Origin of the sequence: Parvularcula marina (genome assembly GCF_003399445.1) — a bacterium.
In the GTDB taxonomy this organism is placed as follows: Bacteria; Pseudomonadota; Alphaproteobacteria; order Caulobacterales; family Parvularculaceae; genus Parvularcula; species Parvularcula marina.
Genome location: NZ_QUQO01000001.1, coordinates 1,319,892 through 1,346,622, shown reverse-complemented (window position 1 = coordinate 1,346,622; position 26,731 = coordinate 1,319,892). Strand labels below are relative to the sequence as shown.

Annotated in this window: 16 protein-coding genes; 7 read left to right on the top strand and 9 right to left on the bottom strand. The window is 54.0% G+C overall.

What is annotated here, in order from left to right; all coding sequences use genetic code 11:
* Positions 1 to 92: 92 nt before the first annotated feature.
* Genes DX908_RS06305 through DX908_RS06290 form a run of 4 tightly spaced genes read left to right on the top strand, consistent with a single transcriptional unit; the run spans position 93 to position 4,935 of the window.
* Positions 93 to 1,649: a tryptophan halogenase family protein gene (locus DX908_RS06305; protein ID WP_116391562.1), complete on the top strand. Its 1,557-nt coding sequence runs from the start codon at positions 93 to 95 to the stop codon at positions 1,647 to 1,649.
* Positions 1,650 to 1,667: 18 nt separating this feature from the next.
* A complete protein-coding gene (locus DX908_RS06300; protein WP_116391561.1) occupies positions 1,668 to 2,390 on the top strand; it encodes a SapC family protein in 723 nt (240 codons plus the stop codon).
* Positions 2,391 to 2,417: 27 nt separating this feature from the next.
* Complete coding sequence (locus DX908_RS06295) at positions 2,418 to 3,431, top strand: cupin-like domain-containing protein (protein ID WP_116391560.1); 1,014 nt, start codon at positions 2,418 to 2,420, stop codon at positions 3,429 to 3,431.
* A 10-nt stretch (positions 3,432 to 3,441) separates the two neighbouring features.
* Positions 3,442 to 4,935 carry a tryptophan halogenase family protein gene (locus DX908_RS06290; RefSeq protein WP_116391559.1) on the top strand — a complete coding sequence of 498 codons (1,494 nt, stop codon included), beginning with the start codon at positions 3,442 to 3,444 and terminating at the stop codon, positions 4,933 to 4,935.
* 56 nt (positions 4,936 to 4,991) lie between these two features.
* Here the strand turns inward: DX908_RS06290 and DX908_RS06285 are convergent, their stop codons facing one another.
* Complete coding sequence (locus DX908_RS06285; RefSeq protein ID WP_233508715.1) at positions 4,992 to 6,272, bottom strand: calcium-binding protein; 1,281 nt, start codon at positions 6,270 to 6,272, stop codon at positions 4,992 to 4,994.
* Between the two features lie 550 nt (positions 6,273 to 6,822).
* Between DX908_RS06285 and DX908_RS06280 the strand changes: the two genes are divergently transcribed.
* Positions 6,823 to 8,541 carry a sulfotransferase domain-containing protein gene (locus DX908_RS06280; protein ID WP_116391557.1) on the top strand — a complete coding sequence of 573 codons (1,719 nt, stop codon included), beginning with the start codon at positions 6,823 to 6,825 and terminating at the stop codon, positions 8,539 to 8,541.
* 101 nt (positions 8,542 to 8,642) lie between these two features.
* On the opposite strand, the gene DX908_RS06275 is transcribed toward DX908_RS06280, so the two are convergent.
* From DX908_RS06275 to DX908_RS06265, 3 genes are all read right to left on the bottom strand, one after another.
* Positions 8,643 to 11,867, bottom strand: coding sequence for a glycosyltransferase (locus tag DX908_RS06275; protein ID WP_158548544.1), 3,225 nt, complete (start codon positions 11,865 to 11,867; stop codon positions 8,643 to 8,645).
* 195 nt (positions 11,868 to 12,062) lie between these two features.
* Positions 12,063 to 14,321: an N-acetylneuraminate synthase family protein gene (locus tag DX908_RS06270; RefSeq protein ID WP_116391555.1), complete on the bottom strand. Its 2,259-nt coding sequence runs from the start codon at positions 14,319 to 14,321 to the stop codon at positions 12,063 to 12,065.
* Entirely contained in the window at positions 14,318 to 14,977 is a 660-nt protein-coding gene (locus DX908_RS06265; protein WP_116391554.1) for an acylneuraminate cytidylyltransferase family protein, read from the bottom strand. Before DX908_RS06265 ends, DX908_RS06270 begins: the two co-directional genes overlap by 4 nt.
* Before the next feature lie 320 nt (positions 14,978 to 15,297).
* Between DX908_RS06265 and DX908_RS06260 the strand changes: the two genes are divergently transcribed.
* Positions 15,298 to 16,767, top strand: coding sequence for a calcium-binding protein (locus tag DX908_RS06260; protein ID WP_116391553.1), 1,470 nt, complete (start codon positions 15,298 to 15,300; stop codon positions 16,765 to 16,767).
* 131 nt (positions 16,768 to 16,898) lie between these two features.
* Here the strand turns inward: DX908_RS06260 and DX908_RS06255 are convergent, their stop codons facing one another.
* The 4 genes from DX908_RS06255 to DX908_RS06240 form a co-directional block, all read right to left on the bottom strand.
* A complete protein-coding gene (locus DX908_RS06255; protein ID WP_116391552.1) occupies positions 16,899 to 18,539 on the bottom strand; it encodes a carboxylesterase/lipase family protein in 1,641 nt (546 codons plus the stop codon).
* A 121-nt stretch (positions 18,540 to 18,660) separates the two neighbouring features.
* Positions 18,661 to 20,139: an MFS transporter gene (locus DX908_RS06250; protein WP_116391551.1), complete on the bottom strand. Its 1,479-nt coding sequence runs from the start codon at positions 20,137 to 20,139 to the stop codon at positions 18,661 to 18,663.
* A gap of 59 nt (positions 20,140 to 20,198) precedes the next feature.
* Positions 20,199 to 21,488: a serine hydrolase domain-containing protein gene (locus DX908_RS06245; RefSeq protein WP_116391550.1), complete on the bottom strand. Its 1,290-nt coding sequence runs from the start codon at positions 21,486 to 21,488 to the stop codon at positions 20,199 to 20,201.
* Positions 21,489 to 21,501: 13 nt separating this feature from the next.
* Positions 21,502 to 24,141, bottom strand: coding sequence for a TonB-dependent receptor plug domain-containing protein (locus DX908_RS06240; protein ID WP_116391549.1), 2,640 nt, complete (start codon positions 24,139 to 24,141; stop codon positions 21,502 to 21,504).
* A 210-nt stretch (positions 24,142 to 24,351) separates the two neighbouring features.
* Between DX908_RS06240 and DX908_RS06235 the strand changes: the two genes are divergently transcribed.
* Positions 24,352 to 25,050, top strand: coding sequence for a TetR/AcrR family transcriptional regulator (locus tag DX908_RS06235; protein ID WP_116391548.1), 699 nt, complete (start codon positions 24,352 to 24,354; stop codon positions 25,048 to 25,050).
* A gap of 41 nt (positions 25,051 to 25,091) precedes the next feature.
* On the opposite strand, the gene DX908_RS06230 is transcribed toward DX908_RS06235, so the two are convergent.
* Positions 25,092 to 26,543 carry an AMP-binding protein gene (locus DX908_RS06230; protein WP_116391547.1) on the bottom strand — a complete coding sequence of 484 codons (1,452 nt, stop codon included), beginning with the start codon at positions 26,541 to 26,543 and terminating at the stop codon, positions 25,092 to 25,094.
* Positions 26,544 to 26,731: the final 188 nt, after the last annotated feature.

Here is a 26,731-nt window from a genome sequence, read left to right as displayed (position 1 = left end):
AAAATTCGAGTGAAAAGAAATACCACGCTCGCGATTTTTCGTGGGCGTGGTATTGTCATTCTGAAGAACAAAAATAGCCAGGAGGCGCCAAAGTGACGGGCGCAATTCGGGAAATTGTCATTGTAGGTGGCGGGACGGCTGGCTGGTTAACGGCCGGGATACTCGCGGCTGATCACCGCGCAGCATCATCAGATGGACTGCGCGTTACACTGATCGAATCGCCGGATATTCCGACGCTTGGCGTGGGTGAGGGCACCTGGCCGAGCCTGAGAGACACGCTGCGCCGGATCGGGATCAGCGAAACTGACTTCCTTCGTCATTGTGACGCGAGCTTTAAACAGGGCTCCAGATTTGACGGCTGGGTCAATGGCAAGACCGATGATATTTACTACCATCCTTTCGATGCCCCGCCGCCTACGGATGATATTGACCCATTGGCATTAGCGTCTGCGGCGCCAGCTGGGACGCCTTTCGCGGAGGCGGTGAGCACGCAAGCAATACTCTGCCAAATGGGACGGGCGCCGAAACAGGCGATGACGCCCGAATACGCAGCTGTTGCGAATTATGCCTATCACCTTGATGCGCCTGCCTTTGCGGCAATGCTGCGTGAGCATTGCCAAACCCGGCTCGGCGTTACACTGATCATTGATACAGTCGATGGTATTGAGCGTGATGAGACGGGGAACATCAGCAGTCTTCAGGCCAGAGAGCATGGCAATATTACGGGTGACCTGTTTGTCGACTGCACGGGTGGCCGTGCGCTCCTGATCGGTGAGGCGATGAGAGCAGAACTGACGGATGTTTCAGATCTTCTCTTCAATGATCGCGCGCTTGCCATCCAAATACCCAATGGGGAGAGCAATAGTCAGATTGCATCGCAAACGACGGCAACGGCCATGCCCTCGGGGTGGGTCTGGGATATCGCCCTGCAGTCGCGCCGCGGCATCGGACATGTCTTCTCATCCTCTCATCAGGATGAGGAAACGGCACGAAATCAGCTATCAGATTATATTGCCAGAACCGCTCCGTGGTCTGACCTGAATGGTGGTGATGCTAGGCTGATCAAGTTCCGATCAGCCTACCGCAAAACACCCTGGGTAGGGAATGTCGTCGCCATTGGCATGTCGCAGGGGTTCGTGGAGCCGCTGGAAGCCTCCGCGATCGTGATGATCGAGCTGTCGGCGACGATGTTAAGCGACACTTTGCCGCCGCGCCGTGAGCTACTGGAAGGCTCCGCCAGGAGGTTCAATGACCGCTTCAGCTATCGTTGGGAGCGGATCGTTGAGTTTCTTAAGCTGCATTATGTGCTCAGTGAGCGTCCTGAACCCTACTGGGCAGCACATCGTGACCCGGCGAACAGCACGGGCCGGCTGAACGATTTACTGGACCGCTGGCGCTTCGAAGTGCCGTCACGCGAAGATTTTCCGCAAGCGCAGGAAATCTTTCCCGCCACGAGTTTCATCTACATCCTTTATGGGATGGGGAAATATCCGGCGGACCGGCCCTTGCGGCGACGCAAGGATGATAAGGAACGGGCCGAGCGGTTCTTCGCGGAAATCGTGACGAAGACACGGAAATTTGCCGAGGGTTTGCCTTCCAACCGCGAATTGCTTGATCATCTGAAATCACACGGATTCCCACGTATCTAGAATATATAGAGGCCAAGAATGACCCAACACGTACAGCTCAACAATGTTGATCATGCGAAAGTCAAGATACGGACGGAACGCAGCAGCGCTCTGGGCGATGACAGAATGTTCGTGCCTGTCTTTCCGCATGAGTTTCGCCATGTGCAGGCGCATTACCCCATTGTCTTCATGAAGGATGCGTCGATTGGCGGGTTTCGGCCAGTCTCCTTATTCGGGCTTGAGGAAGGCCAGAACCTCTTTTTGTCGGAAGAGGGCTGGGATGCGGCCTATCTGCCGCTTGCGGTGCGGATGCAGCCCTTCGTCATCGGGCTGATCCCAGATGGCGAAGGGGGAAAGCGTTTGGAGGTCCATCTCGATAAGGATCATCCGCGCGTGACTGACGCAGAGGGCGAACCCTTGTTCCTCGACCATGGTGGCCATGCGCCTTTCCTTCAGGATGTCACGGCCGTTCTTGAGGAAGTCCATCACGGTGAGCAGAGTGTTGCTGGATTTTGTCGTCTGCTGGATGAGCTGCAATTGATCGAACCCTTTGCGCTCGACGTCACGCTGAATGACGGCACGCAAGGGCGTCTGGCCGGATATTATACAATCCACGAAGAGCGGCTCTATAATCTGAATAAGGATGAGTTGGGACGACTGCAGGAAGCAGGCGCACTCTTGCCAGTCTTCATGGTTGTCGCTTCTCTGACCCATTTTGAAGCATTGGTTCGGCGCCGGAATGATCAATTGGCGAGCGAGTAGGTAGAGCCGCATGAGGATCACCAGCTGATGGAATTGCCAAAGGCCACACCGGTTCGAGAAGTGGAGGCGGATCAGGGCTTTGACCTTGAGGCCGTGTCGGCTTCGCTCGAACCCGTAATCCTCCGGGGCGCCGTCAGCGACTGGCCTGTGGTCAAGGCTGCAAAGACATCTGATACCGCGATGCACGACTATCTTTCGGTCTTCGATCGCGGCGCAAAAGTCCCGGTCTCGGTTGGGTCCCCAGCCAATAAGGGGCGCGTTTTCTATACTGAGGATTTTACTGGCTTCAATGTCGAGCGCGGTACATCCAGCATGACCGAACTCCTCCAGAGAGTGAAGAATCATGGCGGGGCGGAGCATCCCCCATTGATCTATCTTGCATCCGCAGATGTGGATGAATGCCTGCCCGGTTTCCGTGAGCAGAATGATCTTGATTTCGGCCAGTACCGCCCGGTCATCAGTATATGGATCGGGACCCGAACCCGGATTGCAGCGCATAATGATCTGCCGCTCAACATTGCATGTGTCGCGGCGGGGCAGCGCCGCTTTACGCTTTTCCCGCCGGATCAGATCGAGAACCTTTATGTCGGTCCATTTGAGACGACACCGGCCGGCCGACCGATCAGTCTTGTTGATTTTGCTAATCCGGATCTTGATCAATATCCGCGATTTACCGAGGCGATGGCGCATGCACGAATTGCGGATCTCGAACCGGGGGATGCAATATTCATCCCGTCCATGTGGTGGCACCATGTGGAAGCGCTCGGGACGTTCAATATCCTGATGAATTACTGGTGGCGGACCGTGCCAGCCTTTCTGGGGACGCCGCAGGATGTCCTCAATCACGCCATGATGACATTGCGCGACATGCCGCAGGATGAAAAAGAAATCTGGCGGCAGCTGTTTGATTATTATGTCTTCGGCGAGAGCAGTGCGCCGCGCGATCATGTGCCGGAAAATATTCGCGGCATTCTTTCTCCGGTAACGGAAGAATCCGCCCGACAGGTCCGGGCATTTCTTCTGAATCGGCTGAACAGGTAGGGGCAACGAGATGAGTGGAGCGATAAGGAAAATCGTCATCGCTGGCGGCGGGACAGCTGGCTGGATGACGGCGGCAGCGATCGGAAAGGTTCTCGGCGCCAATCTGGATATCACGCTGATCGAATCTGATCAGATCGGCACGGTCGGGGTGGGCGAGGCCACCATCCCGACGCTCCTGACCTATAATCGCCTGCTCGGCATCGACGAAGCCAAGTTCATGAGCGCCGTGGGCGGCACGTTCAAGCTCGGCATCGCTTTTGAGAACTGGACCGATGTGGATCACCGCTACATCCACTCTTTCGGGATCACCGGGAAAGATCACTGGACGGCAGGCTTTCAGCAATTCTGGCGCAAAGGGCGGGAGCTTGGGGTCGCAAAGGAATTCGGCGATTATTGCCTGGAGCTGGTGGCCGCGGAAAAACGCCGTTTTGCGCATTTGCCGAAGCTCGGCCTCAACTACGCCTATCACTTGGATTCATCCGCTTACGCTCAATTCCTGCGTAAGATGGCGGAGGACAATGGTGTTGTCCGCCGGGAAGGGAAGATCGGCGAGGTCCGGAAGAATGAGGCGGGAGATATAAGTTCTCTCATCCTTGATGACGGTACGGTCATTGAGGGGGACTTCTTTGTCGACTGCACGGGGTTCAGGGCCTTGCTCATTGGGGAAGCGCTTGGTGTCGGGTATGAGGATTGGACCCACTGGCTGCCCTGCGATCGGGCGATTGCCGTGCAGACGAAATCGGTCGGCCCGCCTCTTCCTTATACGCGCTCGATTGCGCATTCCGCCGGGTGGCGCTGGCAGATCCCGCTGCAACACCGAACCGGGAACGGCATCGTCTTCAGCAGTCAGTACATGGATGAGGAGGAGGGAAGGGCGTTCCTGCTTTCCCAGATTGAAGGGGAAGTGCTGGCGGAGCCGCGGGTCATTCCCTTCCGCACCGGCACGCGGTCGGCCCATTGGGAACGCAATTGCGTAGCCATCGGACTTTCTAGTGGGTTCATTGAACCGCTTGAATCAACGAGCATTCACCTCATCCAGAGGTCGGTCATGCGTATGCTGCAGATGTTCCCGCAAGGATCTGTGGCCAATGCCGATATTGACGAATTCAATAAGCAGACTTTCTTTGAACTCGAACATATTCGCGATTTCATCATCCTCCACTATCATCTGACCAAGAGGGAGGACACGCCATTCTGGCGCTATTGCCGGGGGATGGATATTCCCGACACGCTCCGTCATCGCATGCAGCTCTTCCGTGAGACGGGCCGGACCTTCCGGGCGAATGACGAGCTTTTCGCCGAGAACTCCTGGACGCAAGTCATGCTGGGGCAGGGTATAATGCCTAAATCTCACCATCCGGTTGCGGATGTCATGTCAGAGGGAGAGGTCCGGAATTTCCTCAGCCATATCGACGAGAATGTGCGCCGTACCGTCGAGACACTTCCGTCCCATGAGGATTATCTCAAATCTTATTGCCCTTCATCGCAGAGCATTCCCGATTAAGGGAATGCCTGTGAATGAAAGGCGATTAGGCGCACCGGAGTTATGACCAGATGAGGCTATCCGCCAATCAAGAGGTCGTTGCCGTCCCCGCCTTCGATGTAGTCGCTGCCGTCGCCACCCATAATGGTGTCATCACCAGCGCCCCCCAGGAGGAAGTCGTCATCGGCTTCGCCATCGAGGAAGTCGTTGCCATTATCCCCCTCCAGACTATCTGAGCCATCACCACCAAGTAAGGAATCGTCGCCGCCCCGGCCCTCAAGGATGTCCGCGCCTGCATTGCCAATAAAGGTATTATTCGCAGCATTGCCGATCAGGGTATCTTCGAAGAGTGTCCCGCCGATGCCTTCAATGCTGATCAGGACATCATTCGCCGCTTCGCCACTCGTCGTGCCGTCAAGCAATGAGACGAGAATTGCGGCATCTGCAAAAAGATAGTCTGCGATGTCAGAGCCACTCCCGCCATCAAGCGTATCGTTCCCAAGCCCCCCATCCAAAACATCATCACCGACATTACCCAGAAGCATGTCAGCGCCGTCTTCACCGAAAAGAAGGTCAGCAGCCCCGTTACCTTCTAGCGTGTCATCTCCAGCGCCGCCGTAGAGCTCATCACTCTCGTCCAGCCCGTAAAGATAGTTCTGCCCGGCATCACCGATAAGCGTATCCTTGCCGACACCGCCTTCGAGATTTTCGACGGATACAAATTGATCGCCTAATGCCGTGGGGCCTAACAGTCCGCCTTCGACGAGAGATACATATACGCCTTCGGTTGTACCAATATAGCTTGCTGTATCGATACCGTCCCCACCATCGATGTAATCGGCATCAAGTCCGCCACGTAAGGTGTCATCGCCATCTTCACCGAACAGCGTGTCGAGACCTTTGCTGCCGAGCAGCAGGTCATTGCCAAGGCCGCCAAGAAGGCTGTCATCCCCATTATTACCATCAAGGGTGTCGCTGCCGTCATCGCCATTCAGCAGGTCATTCCCGAACCAGCCGTCAAAATTATTGGCCTCGGCATTACCGATCAGCGTGTCGTTGTCATTCCCGCCAATGAGGTTTTCGATGGAGATCAGCGTGTCTTCAGCCGCGTCACCACCGGTTGAGAAATCTCTCAGGTCGATGGTAATTGGATCGTCCGCATAAAAATAAATTGCAGTGTCTTGGCCATCGCCGCCATTCAGGGTGTCGGCACCTTCTCCGCTCTCCAGAGAATCGTCACCTTCGCCACCGTCAAGTGAATCGTCGCCGCCTTCGCCAATGAGGAGGTCGTTACCGCCGAAGCCCTCAAGCGTGTTGTCGCCGTCATCACCAATAAGTGTGTCGTCACTCGTATTCATCACCAATACCACCCTTGCGGGGAGCATCTTATAAAATAATACTAAAATCAATCAGTTATACACATGATCGGTGTGCGTCTGACAATTTTGTCAAGTTAACCTAAATGCTTCACCTGTTTTCTGGCGCGTCCAGACGAAAGCTTCACTTAATTGATGTGTCCGTACACCTATGGAGAGGGGAAGCATCCGGGCGCACAATCAGAGAGTATGTGGCCCGTGCGCATAGACTTGATGATGGGTGGTTGGGTGGGGTTTTCTGGATGGTTTAGTACAAGGCGTAAATTGTGTGTCGACGATTTGCTGCACCTACTCAGATATGGGCGCATCGGTGGAGCAAGGGATCTCTTGCGGATCTTCTCGTCGTTTTGATTCCTCGCGACAAGGCGGGTGTACCGAGAGCCAGAACGAAGTGATTATCACTACGCTAGTATCGCTTAGCGAATTTTTCGAAAGTCAGCTGTAGGGGTCGTCAAACTAACCTATTTATGCGATTTCAAGCTCGCTACGTTTTCGCACTCATGGCCAAATTGATTGGGTTCAGCGCCAGCTTATGATCATCTTCATTTCCGGCATGATCCGATCTGGATCGACGCTTCACCTCAATATGGTGCAGGATATCCTGACGACGGCGAATATATCATTCGATGCTTCTTATGTAGAGACGTTTGAAGATATTAAAGCCGTGTACGAAAAAAAACAGGATAGTACTCGAGTACAAATCCTAAAGTTCCATTTTTTTGATTCTCGTATGAGTGCATTACTCTCAGACCCTGACATACATGCGTTTTATGTATATCGAAACAGTCTCGATATGGCCGCGTCGTTGATACGAAAGACATCGAGCAGTTTTGAGGAACACCTACCGGGCATTAAAAGTGCCATAGAAACAAAGTATCATTTCCTTGCGGAGTCTAATCTGAATGTAAGCCGCTATGAAGACATCTTCATATCAGGCCAGCTGGAATTGGCGAAGATTGCGCGTGTCCTGAAGCTTGAGATTTCGCCGCAAAAGATTGTAGAGTTGGCGGACGATCTCACGCTGGCTGCCCAAAAAGATCGGCTCCAGAAAATGGATTACGTCAAGGTGGAAGTGCCGGGCGATAGCCTGTGGACATCAAATCAGGATGAGGAGGGGACAAAATTCCTTCTGCTGAACCCTGAACGGAATTTACATCACGATCATATCACATCCGATGGGACCCCTGGCCGCTGGATAGATACTTTGGAGCCGGAACAGGCTTCCCGGGTCTTGATGCTGGAATCTGAAGCTGCGTCTAAAAACATATCATCGCTGCAAGCAGCGCATAGAAAAGAACTGTCACAAGCGGCAGGTTCCAGAGCGAAATCGGAGGAGCAGTTAAAGCAATTGTCCACCGAAGTTGATGCGATGCGAGCAAAACTGGAAAGTGCGTACTCGGAGAATACAGAAGTTCGTGCGGATCTTGAAAATGCTCGTTCTGAGAATGAAGCGGTCTGTGAAGAGAATATTAATCTGATAAATGCGCGTGAGGCACTAACTAAACAATTGCAGACTGAAGAACTGAAAATACATGCCTTGGAACGCGACAAGGTAGAACTGAACGCGACACTGACTGAATTAGACCAAAATTATACGCAGTTAGAAACAGATTTCCATGAGGTGACCAAAAAAGCTCAGGAGTTGGAGCTGAATGTAACTTCTGCGGCAAGAAGAATTCTTGCTCTGAAAGAAAGCACCGAGATCAAATCCAATGTGATCAGCAAGTTATTGTCCTCGGTCGAACAAAAAGAGTCGCTGATCAGCAAATTACATACTGAAAACAGCCGTCTCAAAGAGGAAAACGCATCTTCGAGAGCGGAAACGGAAGCTCTCAGAGAATTATTCGAGAAATCAGCTCAGCGAAATGCACAAAGATATGACCATTTGGATGGGGCAGGCTCGAAAGGTCTTATCCATAAATTCAGACGCTTATTACATTCATTCACTATACGGAGACATATTCGTAGAATACGTAATTCTGAGTATTTTAACGGGGAATGGTACCTACAAAAATATCCTGACCTAAAAGCTTCATCTGTTGATCCAGCGGCCCACTATTTCAAATATGGTGGACGAGAAGGCCGTGCAGCTAGCCTGGATTTTTGCTCGCAAAGCTATTTGCTGAAATATCCAGATGTCCGGGTCTCTAATCTGAATCCTCTTCTCCACTACATAAACAGGGGAAAGGAAGAGGGCAGGACGGCATTTCCTGTACGGGAAGCTGCCGGCGATGATCCGGAAGAAAAATAGTACTCAAGTAATCCGGTGCATTAGATATCGATATCTCCCGCGGTTCAATCGGGAGCGGATGTCGCGTGTGTACGAGTAATTAACTCAGCCCCCTGATATTTTCAGTGAGCGTTGTAGATTTCATCTAAAATGGCATGGCGATCAGATTTGCTCAGCTGGCAATAATTTGGGGTGATCTTACCCTTGCCGATCAGCCTCATCACGACATCACTGATCTCAGATGGATCGCAACTGAAATCGAGCTGCTGTGCGGGTTCTACTATCTCGTAGGGCCAGTGTTGTTTTAGCCGAGTACTGATGAGCTGAAGGCAGGGAACTTCGAGATGTTGACCATAGAGCAGGCCGGTGCTGGTCGCGGATACAATCAGATCCGGATTCGTCTCGGCAATAGGGCCGCTGCCGGATGTCGTCAGGTGGACATTCTTCCTGGAGAGGGCTGCTGCAACCAAATTGATGTCGAGCAGATCCAGTTCAGCTTCATTCCGTAGGCGAATGTTGATGTCGCAGTTATCCGGATCGATGTGCTGAATGCCCGCCAGAAAGGCATTAAACAGCGCGATAAAATCATCAAGCATGTGCACCCGGCTTCCCTCGACTTGCGACAGGAACATGACTTCCGGGCGTTCAGCGGCAAGGGCTCGTCGAGCCGGGGGGAGGGGCAAGACTTCGGGCCATCCAACATGGGCTATCCTGGCGTTTGGATAAGCGTGCTGCCATTCGTCCCCATTGGTCGGGGCCAGAACAATGTCAGGCCGCTTCGTCAGAAGAGAGACTTGAGGTAGCCCGTGCGGCACAAAAATAACTTTGCAACGATGTTTAAGGAGCTCGATCAGGTAAGATTCTGGTGCGGAGTGCATGAAAAGTGTCGTGAAAGTCTTCAGCTCGCTTAAATCCAGATGGGAGCTTATGTGATACCGTACCGATACCATCTGGGAGAGCGCATAAGTCTGAATTTTGCGGGATTTCAGCTCCTCAATACATTTCGCTAATGGCGCCGATAATTCATCCGGATACTTATCAGTGAATATGTCATCAAAGGTGAGAAACCTAATTTGAAGCTCTTTTTCTTCCATGTAGGTTTCGACGACGTCACGGCAGGCCTGGTAGTTGGGTGACTGCGAATACTGGAACCCGAGATGATGTACCACATCCGGCACGTCTTCAGGCGTGACAGCGTGAAGGACATCCAGAAGAATCTGGAAATTGTCATACTCACGGATGAAATGTTCCAGTGATGATAGTCTGCTCAATACGGCTGAAGTGGATTTAACATCAGTATAATGAATGAGTTCGAACATCGAGCTTATGAGGAAAGCTTCAATGAAAACTTCTTTTTCGTCAGAAGTGTTCTCGGAAAAGCTTCGTCTGATCTTCTCCTCGGCGATCATGAAATACTCGCAGGAGGAGCCTGCATATTGAATTGAGGTGGCCTCGTATGAAGTGCCGTGGAAGAAATAGCGCTCGCCCATCGTTTTCTGTTCGCGAACGGGTGCGGTGACCAAGAAAAATTCGTATAAGTATTTTACTCTCGGCGGCAGATTCGTGCGGTTAATTTCCTCAATTGTGACTGGAAATTCGTTTAGCCGTTCGTGGATCTCCCAAAAAAAACGTCCGTATGCTTGTCTCGGAATAGCATTTATGTCCACCAGCATGGAGTAGACGCGCAACAGCTCCTTGACATATTCCAGCCGGTATTTTTCCATCTGGTCAGACTGAATGAGGTAGTCACGGATCTGATCAACTGCACGAAAAGCATCGAAATGCCGCATGTTTCCGCTGCGATTGGACATAATTGAACCAATCCGGTCGACGCGGTACATGTAATATACCTCATCGATATGACCGATGCGTTCTGCTTTTATCAGTGTTTCCCAATTGAAGGGTCGGTCCTCGTAGGTCATGCCTTCTGTAAAGGGTGTTACGCGACGCATGAGGGCGCTGCTATAAAGAGCCGTACACGGCGAAATAAATTGCGCGACAGCGGGTTGGTCTTCAAATCTGAAAACCTCAGAGTCCGGCAGAAGAGGGCGCTTCGTGGGGTAGACCTCATTGATGAACCCCAGATTGGATTTTACCAGATCCAGCCGATTTCTCTTGGCATGGGCGTAGAGCTTCTCATACATGCCGGGCTTGATGTAATCGTCACTATCCAGAAAATGGATGTATTCCCCGCGAGCGGCGCGTATGCCGGCGTTTCGCGCTGAGGATAGTCCACCATTTTCCTTCTCGATGATACGTATGCGTTCATCCTGGTCAGCAAATCTCTCCAAAATGGTCTGACTATTGTCCGGTGAGCCATCATTCACGCAGATGACTTCAATGTCTTGAAGGGACTGACTGAGGACGCTCTGTACGCATTCTTCGAGATAATCTTCGACGTTATAAACGGGAATGATGACGGATATTTTCGGACCATGCTCTGTATGGGCACCTGCCGAAAGGGCGCCGCGAACTGGTGTTTTGAGTTCCTTGCGATTGGCTGCCGAAACGACATTCTGTTTAGCAAGCTCGAGATTGTATAATTTATCGAGCAAGACGAGCGACAGGGATTGCAGGAGAAGCGGAGATTCACCTGACCGCATCACCAGATTGGTGACAGCATTCTGATCCAGTGCTGCATCCCGATAAACATATTCGAGGAATGCTGAAACGTCATCATGGGGCAGGAAGGAAAACTGCTCTGTGAGCAGATCCTTGCACTCCTCTTTCCAGATATCGCGGTTATTTGCTGCAACCCCATCGAAAGAGAAATTGACGACCGGCACTTCGGTAAAAACAGTTTTCAGATCCGCCAGGTAAAGCTGTTTAATCCATTTGTAGTCGGAAGAAATTCGAATTTTGTCATCGAATTCACCGACGATTTCATATGCCCGACGGGAGGCAATGAGCGCTTGATGGCAGAAACTCATACCCGAAGTGAGGATGCGGGCGTCAAAATTGCCGATCTTCCAGATATGACTGAATTTATCGTCCTTATCCCACACATTCGCAAAGCCGATTGAGACGTCTGCCGAATGACGCAGGATGTTTTCGATGCTGACCCGAATGCCGTCAGGCTCAAGCCAGTCATCGGAGTTGATAAGGGCGATGAAGTCGCCCTGCGCCAGTCGAATGCCTTTATTCATGGCATCATAAATCCCGCCGTCCGGTTCGGAAATGGCGTAATCTACGTGCGCTTCGTTCGCGCGAATAATGTCGACTGTCCCGTCCGTCGAGCCTCCATCGATGATGATATACTCAATCTCCGGCCAATCCTGACCGATCACGGAATCGATGCATCGCTGGAGAGTGGCTGCATTATTGTAGACAACAGTGATCACTGTCACGAGCGGAGCATCGCTTCGTACAGGAACAGTCCCCGAAATCCTTTTGCCTATTTCAAGGGTGCGGGAACTTGTCATTATCAGCCTGCATCAAGAGTAATATGTTTACGCAATGGGTGGCAGAGAATGTCCGATCAGCTTTGACATCCAGTGAAAAAGATCGAGGAGCCTCATCGGTCCCCGTCAGTTCTCTGCTCCCTACCTGCCTTCGTGAGCGATACGCTCCAGCCGTTCAAGAGCGATCCACGCGCCTTCGCCATTGTTCTTATGACCCTGCCAGATTTCAGGGATAAAGCTTGCTCTCGGAGAGAGCTTTTGCATGAGTTCAATGACTTCCTTCCAATCCGTTTCGCCAGAGAGGATCTGAAGACCTTCTCCATCGACACCTTTTGCGTCCGCGAGATGATAATGCGCCGTATGAGGCGCAACCTTCTCGAGAAACTGTCCGAAAGATTTCTTTGAATGCGTGCAGGCAAGCTTGGAGTGTGAAACATCAAGGCAGACGCGCATCCCGTGGCGCTTACAGAACGCATCTATCTCGTCCCCATCAACGAAGAGATTGTGATAGCTTTGCCCCCCGAAATGCCACGGAAATGGCGGCATGGTCTGAGGAATGATCTCAACCCCACCGCAGTCCAGCTGCGAAAGACTTTCTGCAACCCTGTCATAAAGAGCCGCTCGTTGATCAGGGGGGAGGGCGCCATTTGTTGTGAAACCACCAACATTGGTCACAATTGGCGGCGTCTGGGTGCGAGCAAAATATGTGTTCAGCTCACGTGTCAAATCGATGACCCGTTGCATCTCGCTAATGGAACGCTTGCGGTAGTCCGGGTCAGGACTGCAAAGGTCCAGCGTGTGGTCACCGGAGAATAGCTCCGGTGCGTGAACCACCAAGCCCATATCCAGTGGATCACTGAAGAATTTTCGGAAATCCAGCTCCATATCCTTGTAGCTGAGATGAATTTCCAGAAGGTCCATATTGGACATCGCCGACAGGGACATCAGGTCATGATACCGGACTGGAATGCCCCAGGGATTATCGAAGCTATAGTCCCTAGCCTGAATGCTTTCGCTCTCCAGATCGCTTGGGAAAAAGAAATCCCCAGCCTGTTTGTCGACTGTCAGTACCGCGCCGATCAGTTCACCCTTTCGATTAGGCTGCATGCCTTGTCCGGGGCTTTTTGTGTCGACCATATCAGCCGTAACCGTCGTGCCGGCGGGAATGTCGACAGTCGCGATCAGGCTCTTGGCGAGCACCTCCCTGTTCATCATTTCACCCTGGGAAAGCTCGCGCTCGTTCTCCGAGCCCATGGCTTCCTCGATCTGCCTTATCCCACGGACCATTTCGGCCAGTTCGTCAGGCAACAGGCTGACCTTGTGGTCATTTCCTTCCATGCCGCGATCGGTGGTGAAATGTTTTTCAATGACCCGAGCGCCCAGAGCGACAGCGGCAATCGGCACCTGGATGCCGCGTTCGTGACCCGAATATCCAACAACCCCATGACTGAGCTCCGCAAGGCGCGTCATATAGCGGAGATTCACGTCTTTGTCCGGGGTCGGATAAGTTGAATTGCAATGGAGAAGAACATGAGGGCATCCGGAGTTTTGTAGAAGTTCAATGCCTTTCATGATCTCATTTTCAGATGTCATGCCGGTTGAGCAGAACATCGGTTTGTTGAGAGCGGCTGTTGCAGAAAGCAGGTCGTAATTTGTAAAATCTGCTGATGCGATCTTGAAGCCGGGCATGCCATAACGATCCAGCTTGTGCAGGCATTCCTCGTCCCAGGGTGTACATAATGGCACCAGATTGCGTGCCTGACAGTGGTCGAATGCCCGATAGAGATCTTCGTCACTGAGTTGGAATTTTGCCAGCAGATCGAGCGTATATTGAGCGCCCAGATCTTCTTTGGCGTCAGCTTGCCCTTCGAGCTTGCGATACATGGCTTTCATGTCTCGCATCTGGAATTTTGCGCAATCGACACCGGCTTCTGCTGCCAGATCGATGAGCCTTATCGCATGCTCGAGGCTGCCATTATGGTTATTGCCGATCTCCGCGATCACGAAGGCGGGGTCATCTGCGCTGATGCGCCGATCACCGAGCTGAATTGTCTGTTCACCTGCAATCGCGACAGCCACGACACGGTGGTTAATGTCCAAAAGCGGGACGGCAAGTACTTTGCTGCTCAAAAGCGCAGCGATTTTTTCTCTGGGATCATCAACGAACGCGGAGATGCAGGTGGCATTCATGACCTGCGACACGGGGGTATCAAGATTGATCTGGCTGGCATTCAATAGCCAACGCCGCACGTCACCGTCTGTCAGTGCCCCGCTGAGGTGGCCACTCTCCGTGACCACGAAAACCATCCGATGTTGGTTGAGGCTGATCTTCTGCAAGGCAGAAGCGAGGGTATCTTCATGGAATACGATGTATTGGGAGTAACTCTTTTGTACAATCATGTTCGTCCTCGTCCCCGAAGAAGGGCTTCAGCTTCCAGCCAGTCGTGCGGCTCGTCGATCTCTACTGCTGTCTCTGATGGCATTTCATACACGGCAATTCTGCCCCCCAGACGGCTACCAGTTTGAAGCAGCGTTTCACGCTTCGTGAGATAAAAGGCGCCATTCTCCATCAGGGTTCCGTTGAAGTCCTGTCGCCGGGGGCGGGCTTGCGGATCATAATTGATGGGGCGGAAATCATCAGTCCAGAAGAACCGCTTTTGTCTGACGGCTGTCAGGAGCGAGTCGTATCCGCCTTGGGAGAACATTTCGATCGCGCGATCAAAGTCTGCGGCCGTGACAAGGGGGGACGTCGCCTGAACTGTGCAAATCACATCTGAAGTGACGTTCTCAATGAAGTGCATGAGTACTTCTTCTGTGCTCGTTTCGTCTCCTGCCAGTTGCTCGGGGCGGTCGATGACCATGACGTCGAGGCCCAACCCTTCAACCACTTCTTTGATCAGGGCAGACTCGGTTGAGACATAGACCTTATCCACTTTTTCTGCGGCGCAGGCGGCCTCGAGCGCCCAGGCGCACAACGGCTTGCCCGCGAAATCTTTTATATTCTTGTGCGGAATACTTTTAGAGCCGCCTCGCAATGGTACGATCGCTGTTACCATTCTATCTTCTCTCTGATAATCGGTGTTGCAGTGGCGGATATTTCATAGGCTTGGCATTAAACGTCAAAGATCATGACGTTTGTAATCGTGGCCGTAGGCTTGTGTATTTTCGTCACGGTTATAAGCTTCAAATTGCATGCGGCAGGCTATGGGTTTCCATGTATTTCGCAATGCAGCAAGGTTCTAGATGATGAATCATATAAGGGCCACAATCACTTACTATGCGGGCGATATGAATTGTGCCTACGGCTATCCAAAGCTATACGCTGGCGTGAATGTTGCACTGGGATTTGTCAGAATTGTGATGCGGAGCGATCAATATGTTTGATGATACACTCATCGGTGGCGAGGGTAGTGACACCATCATTGGGGGGCAGGGTGACGATTCTCTGCGCGGTGAAGGCGGTAACGACTCTATTGATGGCGGCATCGGTAATGACATCCTCAATGGGGGGGCTGGTGCCGATACGATTGACGGCGGGGACGGAATAGACCTGCTGGATTTCTCTGAGGCGACCACTGCAGTTGAGGTGCGCCTCTACACCAATAGCGGTGCGTTGAATGATGCCGCTGGGGACACTTATTTCAATATTGAGAATGTTGTTTCCGGCTCGGGAAATGACAAGCTGATCGGTGACACTGCAGCCAACATGCTCGACGGCGGTGAAGGGAACGATTTCTTCAGCGGTCGCGAAGGGAATGATACAATTCTCGGTGGGCTTGGCGCGGATACGATGTTCGGGGATGCCGGAACGGACCTGATTGACTATTCAACGGCCACCGGCTCTGTCGAGGTTCGCCTTTATAATACGCTGGGTTCTTTGAATGAAGCTGCAGGCGATCGGTTCTTCGGAATTGAGAACATCACTACGGGTGATTTCAACGACAAACTCATTGGTGATGGTGTTGGCAATGTTCTCGACGGGGGCGCTGGAAGTGACTTTTTCAGCGGTCGCGAAGGGAATGACACAATTCTCGGTGGGCTTGGCGCGGATACGATGTTCGGGGATGCCGGAACGGACCTGATTGACTATTCAACGGCCACCGGCTCTGTCGAGGTACGCCTTTATAATACGCTAGGTTCTCTAAATGAGGCTGCAGGCGATCGGTTCTTCGGAATTGAGAACATCACCACGGGTGATTTCAACGACAAGCTGATCGGCGACTCGGTTGCCAATGTTCTGGACGGCGGAGATGGAGATGATTTCTTCAGCGGCCGTGAAGGAAATGATACGGTTCTTGGCGGTGCTGGTGCGGACACGGTATTCGGGGATGCTGGAACCGATCTGATCGATTATTCAGACGCAACTGGATCAGTAGAGGTACGGCTCTTTAATACTCGTGGTTCACTGAACGAAGCTGCCGGAGATCGTCTCTTCGGCATCGAAAATGTCACGACAGGTGATTTCAACGATAAGCTGATCGGGGATGCGGTTGCCAATGTCCTGGACGGCGGAGATGGAGATGATTTCTTCAGCGGCCGAGAGGGAAATGACACTATCATTGGTGGTGCCGGTGACGACACGATCTTCGGTGAAGCTGGGGCAGACCTTTTTGTCGTCTCTGCTGGATTTGAAAGTGACGTGATCTTTGACTTTGATGAAGCGGAAGACAGGGTCGATGTCTCAGCTTTCTCTTCTATCTCTGATTTCGACGATCTTGTCGCCATAAGCTCGAGCAATGGGCAAGATCTGACTTTTGATTTTGGTGCTGGAGATGTCCTCACACTGATCAATACGTCGATAAATGATCTGTCGGACGCGAACTTTATTTACGATGTGCCGGCGTAACTAGATCGACACGCGAAATAATGCAGCGCCAGCTAGCTGGGACGATTTTTAATACGCTCCCGGACTACACGTGACATTCAGGCTTCCTCATCTGGCGATGGGGAAGCCTTTTTCTTTGGCGGCTTGCAACCTCATTCGCAGTCCGGTGCTCGCTCGGGCAAGGGATAGGCAATGACGCCGACATTCCAGCTCCAGGCAAGACCAGGTATGGCGCGTCTTCGGCAAGTGACGGCCTCGTGCAAAGCATAGCCGTTCTGCAAATTGACGCGGCCAACGGGGCTGTCTTCAAATGCCATATAGGCACGGTGCTGATCATATTGCTGCCAGTCTGGTGCCTCATCCGCTTGAGGGGCGCCGTCACGGACAAAGCTCGCCCAATAATCGAGCATAGCATCCGATAGTGCCTGTTCCTCTGCGGTGGCAGGAATTTCGGGCCAGTTCGGCGGCACCGATGACATCGTGCCAAAGGCAAACGGCATTTCTGCACCGTGAAATGCATGAAGACCTGCTTCATCGGCAGCTGGATATCCGTGATCGAAGAAATAGAGGAAGGATGGAATGCCGCTATTCGCCTGAGAGGCGACAAGTCTCTCCGCTGTCCATCCGTAAATCGCGTCGCGCGTGGTGGCTTTCATGCTTTCGGGAATGTCGCTTGCCGGATAGAGGTCGAGGAAACGGTCTGCAAACTCGATATACCGCTGACGGATTTCTTCCTCATAGCTCGCGGCATTATCCGGCGCGGGAGGGAGAAGGATCGGCAGGGAGCGGATTTCGCCCTCATTATAGCCGGCTAGGACAGGGATCTGTGCTTGCTGACCTTTGTCAAAGATGTCGACCAACTGTCCGGTCACATATTTCCCGTCGATACTTATCTGTGGGTAATAGCCTGCTTTCGTCGCGCGAAGAGTGATGTCCTCGGCGCTCATGGCTCTGAGTTCTGCGACATTTCCGGCGCCCAACTGGCCTGCGAGCCAGACGCCAGTCGGCTCCGAGGCAGGAATATCCGGAAACGAACTGTTCCGGAGCTCAGGCATCGTCACCATATAGGCGCTCTGTGATATGGCGCGATGGAACAGTTCTTTGGCTTCCGGTGACGCCATGAGATATAGAACGCTCAGCGCACCTGCCGATTCACCGGCAATCGTCACATTGTTCGGGTTACCGCCAAAAGCGCTGATGTTATCTTGCACCCATTCCAATGCCTGGATCTGGTCCATCAGGCCGTAATTACCTGAGATGTTCTCCGGTGATTCAGCGCTCAGCTCAGGGTGCGCCATATAGCCGAGGGCCCCGAGACGGTAATTGATCGATACAAGGATGATCCCTCGGTCTGCATATTCTGCACCATCATACATGGGATCACTCCCGGTGCCGCCGAGAAGAGAGCCGCCATGTATCCAGACCATCACGGGCGCACTGCGCGCATCAGACGGTGCGGTGATATCAAGGAACAAGCAGTCTTCGCTCTGGTTTGGATAGGGCGTGTAGTAGATACTGTGTTCAGGCGCGGAAGGTTGCACACAGGCCGCGCCAGAAGCGCTTGCTTCGTAGACGCCTTCCCAGCGGGGAAGGGGGACGGTCGGGCGCCAGCGCAGATCTCCGATCGGGGCTTGCGCATATGGGATGCCGAGAAAGCGTGCGGTACCGCCAGCTGTCGTCCCGCGAATGTCACCTGCAGGCGCCTCGACGATCATCTCATCGTTGCTAGGTGCCGTCGCCTCGCAGCTACCGAGCAAACATAGAGCAGCACTGAAAAGAGCAATACGGATCATAAGTCATCTCCACTATGGCGCCGCACTGCACCAATTCTCACCACACACATTAGCTTCGCTGACCTCAGCCAGCAATTCCGGCCCGCTTTGTGAGAAGTGGCAGAGGGAGTACGCCAGCGGGTCAGCTACCGGTCCCGGCTTCCTTCGCCTTGCGCTCCTCAAGGTCGGTAATGATCTGCGCGTGTTTTTTGCGGGTCAGGTGGTAGCCGAACAGGAACAGGGGCGCTGTCAGGGCAAATAGCGCAGGGAGCGGGCCGGAAATCAGGGCGAGCCTGTCAAGAATGTCTTGCGGAATACCCTGCCCCGGCTCACGGGCCGAAAGATCCGTCGGGAAATGAATGAGATCGAGGGCGATCCCGGCAATTAATCCGCCAAGGCCGGACGCGGCCTTATAGGCCAGTGTGAGGCCGGAGAAGAAGAGCCCTTCACGCCGGACGCCGAAGAGCCATTCATGTTCATCGGCCGTGTCGGCCAGCATGGACTGGAAGCCCACTCCGCCAATCATGATGGCGGTGCCGACAAGAAGTCCGTTGACGAACAGGATGACGGTTGCCGCAGCCGGATCGAGCGAGAAGGGACCATAAAGCTGAAGCAAAGGCGGCCACATCAGGAAGATCGCGATGGCAAGGAAGGCGGCGATCGAAAGCGTCCGCTTTTCGATATACCTCAAGGCAAAGGCACTGATCGGGCCGCCCAGAAGAGGGCCTAGTGTCGTGCTGAGAAGAACGAGCTGGATCGCACGTGAATCAAGGTTCCAGAAATACCGGCTCGCATGAAGGGCGAGTGAAACGTGTGCAGAGTAGGCGAGGAAATAAGTCAGCACCGTGCCAAAAAGAACAAGGAAAGAGCGGTTGCGGGAAAGTTCCGCCAACTCTCTGATGAAGCCGGAAAGAAAAGGGGTCTCGTCCGGTTTGGCCCCATGCAGCCTTGGTAGGGCACTAAAAACCGCCCTAATCGCAATGACGCCAGCAACCAGCATGACGGCAGCGCATGTCCACGCATAGGGGATATATTTCTCTGCTGCCAAAAGACTGCTTGGGCCTGACATGAAAACACCCAAGCCCATCACCACCCCGAATAAGATGCCGGCATTCTGAAAGGTCAGGCGGTAGGAAACGATGCTCGCGCGCTCAGCGTAATCATCGGTAGCCTCTGCACCGACCGCGGTGAAGGGCAGTACAAAGAATGATAGTGAGAGGCGGAGCGTCACGAGGCAGATGGTGACGAACAGGAATTGTTGCCCCCCGGAGAGAAGTGAGGGAATCGTAAAAAGCAGGCCGAATGCCAGGGCAAATGGCAAAAGGCTTCCGATCATGAAAGGGAGGCGACGGCCCAGGCGAGAGCGTGCTCGATCACTGGCAAGCCCAATAGCCGGGTCGGCGACGGCATCTACCAATAGTGCGATCAGCTTGGCTGTACCGGCCAATGTGCCCGACATACCGCATACGGCAGTCAGGTAGAAAAGGAGGAAAAACCCGAAACCTGCCGCGACGATCCCATCCGCCATCGAGCCGAATCCGTATGCGGCCTTGAAGCGGCGGGTCAGGGGTGTGCTGCGGGCAGAGCTGGAAGCTGCCGGGTGTGTCACTGTCGAATTCATGATCTGCTGTCCACTCCGCAAACAGTTTCTTCCATTACGGCCTGTCTGGATTTGCGATGTCAGTCCGTATCGGGATGAGGATCGAGAGCGGCATAGATGCCGTGCTGATAGACCGGGAGCGCGCGGCGTCCGACGGCACCGCGGCCTGTCGCTATTGTCGAGCCTGAATTTGCTGAGACCGGCACCTGATGCTGGATCATGTAGATCATCACGAGGTCGTTGACCGGGTCTGCCTGCCACCAGGTGCCAAAAATGCCCGGCCATGTGATCGTGCCGGGGGGACCGGATGAATAGGGGTTGTCGATCGGATCTTCAGTAATCGACACACCGAGACCGAAACCCGATTTCTCCCAGAGCGGCATGCCGGCAAAGGGAATATGACGCTGCGATGGCGTCAGCCGGTTGGTCATCATGAGATCGACCGTCTTTAGTTTCAGCAGGCGTACATTATCGACGGCGCCATGACCGAGCAGCATCCGGGCAAAGCGGTGATAATCAGAAGCAGAGGAGATAAGGCCGCCACCGCCCGGCGTATAGTCCGGCGGTGCCTCATACATATCGAGTTCAACTCGGGCGAGACGCCCGGCCTGCTCATCATATCTATAAAGGCTGGCAAGCCGCTCGCGTTTTTCTGCAGGTATCCAGAAATCGGTATCCGTCATGCCAAGAGGCTCAAAGATACGTTCCTTGAGAACCTGACGAAACGGCTTGCCCAGAATGCGTCCGACCAGAAAGCCGAGGACATCCGTTGAATGTCCGTAGTGGAACCGTTCGCCCGGTTGATAGGAAAGAGGGAGGCTGCCAAGCGCTGCCAACCACTCATCAACTGTCTGGCGGTTCATGCCGGGATCACCCAACACGCGGTCATAGGCGCTCTTGATCGGGCCTTCAGAGAAAAATCCGTAGGCGATGCCAGACCGGTGTGTGAAAAGGTCTTCGACCGTGATCTCGCGTTCCGCTGACACGGTATCTTCCAGCGGCCCAGCTGCATTCCTCAGGACACGGGGGTTTGCGAGTTCGGGAAGCCAGCGTGAAACAGGATCATCCAGCGCGATCAGGCCGTCCTCGATCAGCATCAGCGCCGCAACTGACGTCACAGGCTTGGTCATGGAGGCGATACGGAAAAGCGTGTCGGGCCGCATGGGGGTCCGGCTTTCAATATCGCTCCACCCCAATGCGTCTGACTGAACGATCTCACCGGCGCGCGATGTGAGGGTGACGATCCCTGCCAGCTCGCCATCATCGACATAGGCCTGAAGAGCCGGGCCGATTTGGGCGAGCTTTGCGGGATCAAATCCGTGAGCACGGCTGATATCTTCATCCGCCTCGATTGGTGCAGTTCGGCTCATGATCCCGCCGTGCTCAGAAGGATTTTCTGATGTTCAGAGCGATGTAACGTCCAATCGGATTGTATTGCCCGCCGATTCCATCGGTTGCCGGGAAGAAAGGCGGGTCCTGATCAAAGATATTATCGACCTGAAGCAAGAGGGACGCCCCTTGCGTTGCACCGCTATCCGGCAGGCGCCATGAGACGCGAAGATCGGCCGTCGTATACGAATTGGCGTCGTAGGAGCTGACACCCGTCGGGGTCGAGAAATTGTTGGTGATACCTTCGCGATAGTTGACGAAGCCAAAAACCGAGACGGGCCCTGATACTGCGCCAAGCGTAGCGCGTGCCGTACTACGCGGGATGCCCAGTTTCAGGCTATCCGCCACCGGTGCCGCCGGGGATTGCTGGGAGTCGTAATTGAGAATGTAATTCCCCGTTACGTCGGCAAAGACGGAGCCAAAGTCTGTCGTCCAGCGATAGTTCACATTGAAGTCGAGGCCGTCCGTCTCCCGAATGCCGAAATTGTTGAGCCGCAGGTCAAGCAGGTTGCCGATGGCCGGCAATGGACTTGGCAGATTGACCGGAACGGCAATCGACAAGAGGTCTGAAAGTTCGGTCGGCGTCGGATCACGATAGACGATCGAGGCGAAAGTCGGATCCGTGAATACGATGGCTGCTGATGGCGTGCCAATAACCTCCGTATACTCAATGTTATAGTATGTGACGCTGGCATTCAGATCCGGCAGGAAGGACGGAGTGAAATCCGCGCCGAATGAATAGGTTGTGGCTTCCTCAGGCTGAAGGTCGCTATTGCCACCAAGCAGGTAGACCGTGTTGACCTGAGCAAGACCGCGGGTCGGGTCATTGGCGAAAACAGCCGAATTGGCCGCATCAAGATAATAGGCGCCGACCGTTGCGCCGACCTGTCGCATCCCCGGGGCCCGGAAGGACGTACCGTAAGAGCCGCGCAGATTGAGGCTGTCCGTTGGCGTCCAGTTGACGCCAATCTTCGGGTTAGTGGTCGAGCCGAAATCGCTGTAATCGTCATACCGGCCCGACAGGGACACTGAGAGATTTCTGAAGACAGACTCCCCGTCATCTGTGATCGGAATGAAGAGTTCGCCGTAAAGGGATGTGATATCCCGCTCGAGATCCTCGGGGACGGGCGTCGCGCCGACAAATCCCGACTGCTCAAAGGTCTCGCGGCGCGCTTCAGCGCCAATGGCGAATTTCATTTCTCCGCCGGGGAGTTCGCCGAGCGGCCCATCGAGCTTAACGGCCGCAAGCTTGGTCACCTGATCAATATTGACCGTGGTGGACGAGTCAAGAATGGCCGCTACGACCGCAGGGGCGGTCATCGTGCCGAATGGATCGAGCGCCGTGTCGGTCGTCGTGCCGGCGGCTGCGGCGCTCAGCGCTGCGGTATTGATGGACGGAATGAAGGCGTCATTCTCAGCCCAGTTATATGTACCGTAGACGCTCAAATTCAGGTCATGCGGCAGGCTGAAGTCAACGCCGAATGAGGAATTGCCGACCCGTCTTTCATCCGTGTTCAGGAAATGGTCGTCACCGATCAGATTATCGGGGCGGAACTGAACATATTCAACGGTCGCGCCGGAGCCCGGAGGCGCCTGGAAGAAGGGATTGGCGCTTGTGATGAACTGCGCCTGAACGGGCGGAGCGGCGCGAATTTCATCGCGCATGTTCGAAAACAAGATTTCTCCCCAGACGGTTACGTTCTCGCTCAGATCCTGATGGCCGGAGGCAAAAAGGCTGTGAATGCGGGAGTCGGGGACCAGATCGGCCACAGCCCCATTATCACAGTAATTGGTCGTGCCGGGTACTAAGTCAGGTGCTGCGTAGTTCACGGCATAGAAAGTGGAATCCACAAGGACATTCGGGGAGGGACAAGAAGTGCCCCGCGTGTCGATGCCGCCAAAAGGCGTGAAATCCAGGATGCGGTAATCTCTGTCACCGCCGGTGATATTCGAGTTCTCTGCGTACTGATAGGCAGCAAGAACTGAGCCGCCATCCCATTCGCGTCCGATAATGCCGTTGAACGTGAAGGCCTGATATTCATCCGCAACGCCGTAATTCACGGAGACTTCTGCGCCGGAAAAATTCTTTCGCGTGATGAAGTTCACAACGCCAGCAACAGCGTCAGAACCATAAATCGAGGAAGCGCCATCAGCGACGATCTCCACCCGCTCAATCGCAATGCTGGGGATGAAGGGATAATCCGGGTTCGTCTCATTCGCAGCCGCGGCTACCAGACGGTGGCCATTCATCAGCGGCAGGGTCGCACTAGCCGGCAGGCCGCGCATGCCGGGGGCAAAGGAGCCAAAACCGTCAAGGCTAGCTGTTGCGACGGAATTGAAACTGTTGAGCTGCGGCACGGTCGTCAGCAGATCCGCGGTGGTTGCCGCTGAGATCGTCTCGATGCTGTTGCGGTCGACACTGATGAGGTTCGAGCCCGTGGGCGGAACGCCGCGAATGCTGGAGCCGGTGACGACGATGGTGTCGCCGCGCTCTTCGGCCGGTTGGTCTTCAGCGGCGGAAACGGCGGTATCTACATCAGTGGACTGCGCCATGGCGATGCCGGCGAATTGCACGCAGGCCAGGATTGAGCTGCCCGACAGGGCAAATTTCTTCAGTGATTTCAACGTGTTCATCTTGCTTCCCTCCCTCGGCATTTATTTGCCTGTTTGTGAATCGGTACCGCACGAAAGTGGAAGCGGTCAAGTTCATTTATTTAGTGCTAAATAAAATTTAGCCGATTCACGACCGTTGACTGAAAGGGGGCAGCGCCTCATCGTCGGGCCAAATGATTGGTTGGATAGCGTTTTTTGACGGATGCATCCGAACGGGGAAGGCCGGACGTCATGGCATCAACGCCGAAAGTGAAGCGGCGGACTCGCGCTGAACAACGCGCTGCGACCGTAAAACAGATCCTTGATACGAGTGAGGATCTTTTTGCGCAGCTCGGATATTTCGGGGTGACCATCAAGGATGTCGCCGACAAGATGGGCATCCATGCGGCGCTGATCCATTATTACTTCGATGGGAAAAAGGCGCTGTTCGACGCTGTCTTTGACCGACGGGTTGAATTTGCGGTCTCGGTACGGACGGCGGGCCTCGATGCGTATGAAGAGGAAGTGGGGGACAATCCCACCGTCGAGGGAGCTTTACGCGCTTATTATGACGGCGCGTTTGACGTTTACATCAATGAGGAAGATGGCTGGCGAAATTTTGGCCGGATCTTTGCGCAGGTGAACAACGCGCCGGGCTATGGCGCCGAGAAGATGGACGTCTATTTCGATCCGCTCGTCTTGCGGCTGATCGACCTTCTCAAAAAAGCATTGCCCGATGCAGATCCTGAGGATTTGTTCTGGTGTTTCCAGTTCACCTCAGGCGCCTATACGTTGATCCTGTCACGGACGGGCCGGATCGATCGGTTGTCAGGTGGTCTGTGTGCGTCGGATGATTTCGAAGCCGTGAGAGAGCGCTTTGTGACCTTTATGGTGGGCGGCCTTGATGCTGTCTACAATCGCAAGCGAAAGAAAAAGCCAGCCCGCAAGTAAAGGGCTGGCCTTGGCATTTTTAAAGTCTCGGCGTTGAAAAACTAGCTGATCCTTGCCTCACGCAATGCCGCGCGGCGGACTTTGCCGGCCTCATCGCGCAAGGGTTCGCTCGTGAATTCGATCGATTTGGGCATCTTGTATCGCGTCAGCCGGCTCGCGATAAAATCCGTGAGGTCTTCTTCACTAAGCGATGCGTGATCTGCCTTCTGAACGATCGCGTGAACGCACGCTCCCCAATACTCATCCGGCAGGCCGATCACGGCGCTGCTCCTGACGTCAGGATGCGCATCAATCGCGGCTTCGACCTCGGCGGGGTAGATATTCGCGCCACCTGAGATGATGAGGTCATTCCGTCGATCCGAGAGATATAAATAGCCCTCTTCATCGATCGAGCCCAGATCACCCGGCGCTTCCCATTCGCCGATCCGCCGGGGCTCACTCCCCATATAATGATAGGTCGATCCCGGCCCTCCTTCAGGACGGAAAAAGATTTCACCGACTGTGCCTGGCGGGCAGGGCTGACCTTCCGCATCGAGAATTTTCATCTCATAACCGTCCCGGACCCGGCCGACAGACGCTGGATGCTCGAGCCAGTCTGTGCCTGAGATGATGGTCGAACCCGTTCCCTCGGTTGTGCCGTAATACTCCCAGACCCGTTCACTGCCGAGCCAGTCGATCCAGGCTTCTTTCAGCCATGGCGCGCAAGGGGCCGCCATATGCATCATCAGGCGCAAGCTCGGCAGGGTGAAACGCGACAGGACCTCCGGTCCTAAATGCCAGATACGGTGCATCATGGTCGGCACCATGGTGACCCAATTGACCTTGTGCTGTTCAATCAGTTCAAGTGAGCGAAGCGCGTCGAATTTTCCCATCTCGATAATGGTGGCGCCGACAAAAAACCCCATATGGATGCAGTGAAATGGTGCGTTGTGATAAAGTGGTCCGGGGTTGAGGATCACATCATTCGGCTGCTGACAAAGAAATCCCTCATCCGGGTTCCATCTTGACGGCATGGCATCAACGATCACCTTGGGGCGCCCGGTTGAACCACCGCTGGTCATCGCTTTCCAGTGCGGGGAGACGATTTCCGGCAAGTGATCGGTGGAGAAAGCCTCAAGCGCTGACTTGTCACCGTCAAAACTTGGAATGTCAGGTGAGGGTGGCGAGCCAATGAACATCTTTGGCCGGACAATATCGAGAATCGCCTCCATCTCCGGCCGGGCAAGTTTTGCCGAGACGATATTGGGGATCGCGCCGAGCTTCCAGATCGCAAAGGTGCTCTCATAGAAATCCACGCCATTGGGAAGGGCGATGGTGACAAAGTCGCCTTCTTTAACGCCGCGCGATGCAAGAAGCCGTGCGCGCCGGTTTGCTTTCGCGTCGAGCTCTTCGAAGGTGAGGCTCTCATCCGCTGTGATGAGGGCCGCGCGCGAAGGGGTGCGCTGCGCGTGATAGGCAAGGATAGAGCTGAATGCGACGCCGTCGGCCGTCATGATATGTGCCTCCCTTTATCTCCTCTGCCCGGCATCATTGGCTGGCCGGGGAGGTCGCTTGCAATTCAGTTCATTAACTTAGCGCTAAATGAATGAAAAGTGCGATCTTGTAAATTGGGCGCAGTTGGAGGTCGCGGGGAGGGGCCGGACGGGGCCGCCGACCGGCTTGGCGAGCTCATTATGACTGA